The sequence below is a fragment of the Streptomyces hygroscopicus subsp. hygroscopicus genome, assembly GCF_001553455.1.
GTDB lineage: Bacteria > Actinomycetota > Actinomycetes > Streptomycetales > Streptomycetaceae > Streptomyces > Streptomyces hygroscopicus.
The window spans coordinates 1-2875 of the sequence record NZ_BBOX01000532.1 but is presented as its reverse complement, the minus strand read 5'-3'; the positions used below and the strand labels follow the sequence as shown (position 1 = coordinate 2875).

The following is a 2875-nucleotide window of genomic DNA, read 5'->3' as shown; positions in this document are numbered from 1 at the left end:
ACCCTGGCCCGCGTGCGCGGCTGATCCTCTCCCACCGACACCCCGCGGCCATACCGCATACCGCGCCGTTCCGCTGCGGACCCGGCCCGCTTTCGCCATCACAGAAACGGATTCCAGATGAGCGCCATCAGCATCGGCCAGGCGGCCGTCCTCGGCATCGTCGAAGGCATCACGGAGTTCCTCCCCGTCTCCTCCACCGGCCACCTGAAGATCACCGAAGGGCTGATGGGCATCCCGGTCGACAACGCCTCCGTGGTCGGCTTCACCGCCGTCATCCAGGTCGGCGCGATCGCCGCCGTACTGGTGTACTTCTTCACCGACATCGTGCGGATCGTCTCCGCCTGGGGCCGCGGACTCGTCCACCGCGAACAGCGGTACCACCACGACTACAAGTTCGCCTGGTGGGTCATCTGCGCCACCGTCCCGATCGTGATCGTGGGGCTGGCCGCGAAGCCGCTCGTCGAAGGCCCCCTCGCATCCCTGTGGGTGGTCGCCGGCTCCCTCGTCGCCGGGTCCGGGGTGATGTGGGCGGCCGACCAGATGGGCCGCCACAAGCGCGGCGAGGACGACACCTCCTTCAAGGACGCCATGCTGGTCGGCTGCTCGCAGATCCTCGCGCTGCTCTTCCCCGGCTTCTCACGCTCCGGCGCCACCATGTCCACCGCGCTCATCCTCGACCTGGACCGCGTGGCCGCCACCCGCCTGTCCTTCTTCCTCGGCATTCCGGCGCTGACCGGCGCGGGCCTGTACGAGCTGAAGGACGCCGTCGGCGCCGGAGTCGGCGCCGGCCCGCTCGTCGTCGGCACCGCTGTCTCCTTCGTGGTCGCCTACGCCTCGATCGCCTGGCTGCTGAAGTTCGTCGCCAAGCACTCCTTCAACGCCTTCGTCATCTACCGCGTGGCCGTCGGCGTGCTGCTGTTCGGTCTGCTGGGTACCGGGGTGCTCACCGCATGACCACTTCGCGCACCGTCATCCGACCGCCCCGCCGGAGGTGGTGGCCGGCGCTGGTCGCCCTCGCCTACGCGGCGGCCCAACTCGCCCTCGTCGTACCGCACCTGGGGCTCGGCTGGGACGAGACGGTGTACCTCTCCCAGGTCGATCCGCACCGCCCGGCGGCGTACTTCAGCGCCCCGCGCTCACGCGGCATCAGCCTTCTGGCCGCCCCGGTCCTCGCCGTCACCGACTCCACCACCGTCCTGCGGACCGTGCTGGCGCTGGCGTCCGCCGCCGCCCTGTACGCCGCCTACCGCGTCTGGCAGCCGCTGCTGGGCCCCGGGCGGACCGCGCTGGCCGCGCTGCTGTTCGCCGGCCTGTGGACCACCGTGCTCTACGGGCCGCAGGCCATGCCCAACCTGTGGGTGGCGCTGTCCGCGGTGGCGGCGACCGGCTGGTTCCTGCGCGCCCCGCTCCCCCGTACGCGGCGACGCGCCCTGCTCGGCCTGGGCGCCATGGTCGCGGCCGGCACCTGCTTCCGCTTCTCCGACGGCGTGTGGCTCGCCCTGCCCCTGCTCGCGGCGTGCGCGGTCGTCCCGGCCTGGCGACGCCCCGCGCCCGCGCTCGCCGTGGTCGGCGGGCTCGCCGTGGGCAGCGCCGAGTGGATCGCGGAGGCATACGCCCGCTGGGGCGGGGTCGGCGCCCGGCTGCACGCCTCCAGCGCCACCGAGGGTGGCATGGGCGCGCACTGGGCGGGCGGCATGGCGTGGCGCAGCCTCAACGGCCCCCTGCTCTGCCGCCCCTGCCACGTGCGGCTCGGCCACCCCGAGCTGACCCTGTGGTGGCTGGCCCTGCCCGCGCTCGTCCTCATCGCCTGCGTGCTGGCCCAGCGCACCCGGCGCGCCGGGGTCATCGTGCTGCCCATCGCCTGCGCCGCTGCCCTGAGCATCCCGTACCTGCTGCTCATCGACTACTCCGCACCGCGTTTCCTGCTGCCCGCCTACGCCCTGCTCTCCCTCCCCCTCGCTACCGTGGCCGCACACTGCGCACGGGCCGTCCGCCCGCCCCGCCTACGTGTCCTGGCCGCCGGGTCGGCGGCCGTACTGCTCGCCCTGCACCTGTCCGCGCAGGTCCAGGTACTCCACCACAACACCGCCGACGCCCGCGTCACCGCCGACCGCTACCGCACCGCCGCCCACGACCTGCGCCGCCTCGGGCTCACCCCGCCCTGCCTGGTCAGCGGCGCACACGCGCCGCCCATCGGCTACTACGCCGGCTGCGCATCGGCGAACGTCGGCGGCAACAACCGCGACACCACCACGCACACCCTGCTGCGCCGCGCCGCCCGCGAACCCGCCGCCGCCCTCGCCAGGACCCGCTCCGGTCCGCCCCGCTACGCCCGCACCTGGACTGCGCACCGCCTGCCGGGCACCGGACTCACGGCCTATGTGCACTCCCGACTACCATCGCCGGTGTAACACCCGCTACGTCCGAAGATGTGCCGAGCGCAGAACCCGCGATCCGATGGCTCCTCCCCGTGGTCGAACCACCCGCCGGGCCGTCCCGGCCCCGGGCGGCGGTCCGGCGCGAGCCGCACGGGCCAGGCGCGCTCCCGCTCGGCCAGGGCGGGTGGGCCGTACCCGCGCTTCCGGGCATCCCCGACGGCACCGCCCGCGCGATCACGCCGGCCGGGCAGGCCGAAGGACGGGCCGTCTCCCCGAACCCCTCCGCACGCGGGGCGCGGGACGCCGCCCGCCTCCCGGCGCTGTCCCCCGCCGCCCGCGAGGACCACGCCGAACGCGTGCCCGCCGCCCCGCACCGGATTCCGGAGCGGAAGCGGTGAGCGCCCCGACCGGCACACGGACCGCGCCGGCCCGGCGGAGGGGGCCGCCGCACGCGGCCGGGTTCACCAGCGCCCCCGGCGCGCACGGCAGCGCCACCG

The 2875-nt window shown here is 74.7% G+C and carries 3 protein-coding genes; all 3 read left to right on the top strand.

Annotation, left to right across the window (positions count from 1 at the left end; all coding sequences use genetic code 11):
- The first annotated feature begins 117 nt into the window (after positions 1-117).
- From AXW62_RS38130 to AXW62_RS38120, 3 genes are read left to right on the top strand one after another with little or no spacing between them, the layout of a single operon-like run.
- A complete protein-coding gene (locus tag AXW62_RS38130) occupies positions 118-954 on the top strand; it encodes an undecaprenyl-diphosphate phosphatase (RefSeq protein WP_060948397.1) in 837 nt (278 codons plus the stop codon).
- Positions 951-2411 carry a glycosyltransferase family 39 protein gene (locus AXW62_RS38125; RefSeq protein ID WP_060948396.1) on the top strand — a complete coding sequence of 487 codons (1461 nt, stop codon included), beginning with the start codon at positions 951-953 and terminating at the stop codon, positions 2409-2411. The genes AXW62_RS38130 and AXW62_RS38125 overlap by 4 nt, the downstream gene beginning before the upstream one ends.
- A 59-nt stretch (positions 2412-2470) precedes the next feature.
- Complete coding sequence (locus tag AXW62_RS38120) at positions 2471-2776, top strand: Chromate resistance protein ChrB (protein WP_060948395.1); 306 nt, start codon at positions 2471-2473, stop codon at positions 2774-2776.
- The last annotated feature ends 99 nt before the right edge of the window (positions 2777-2875 follow it).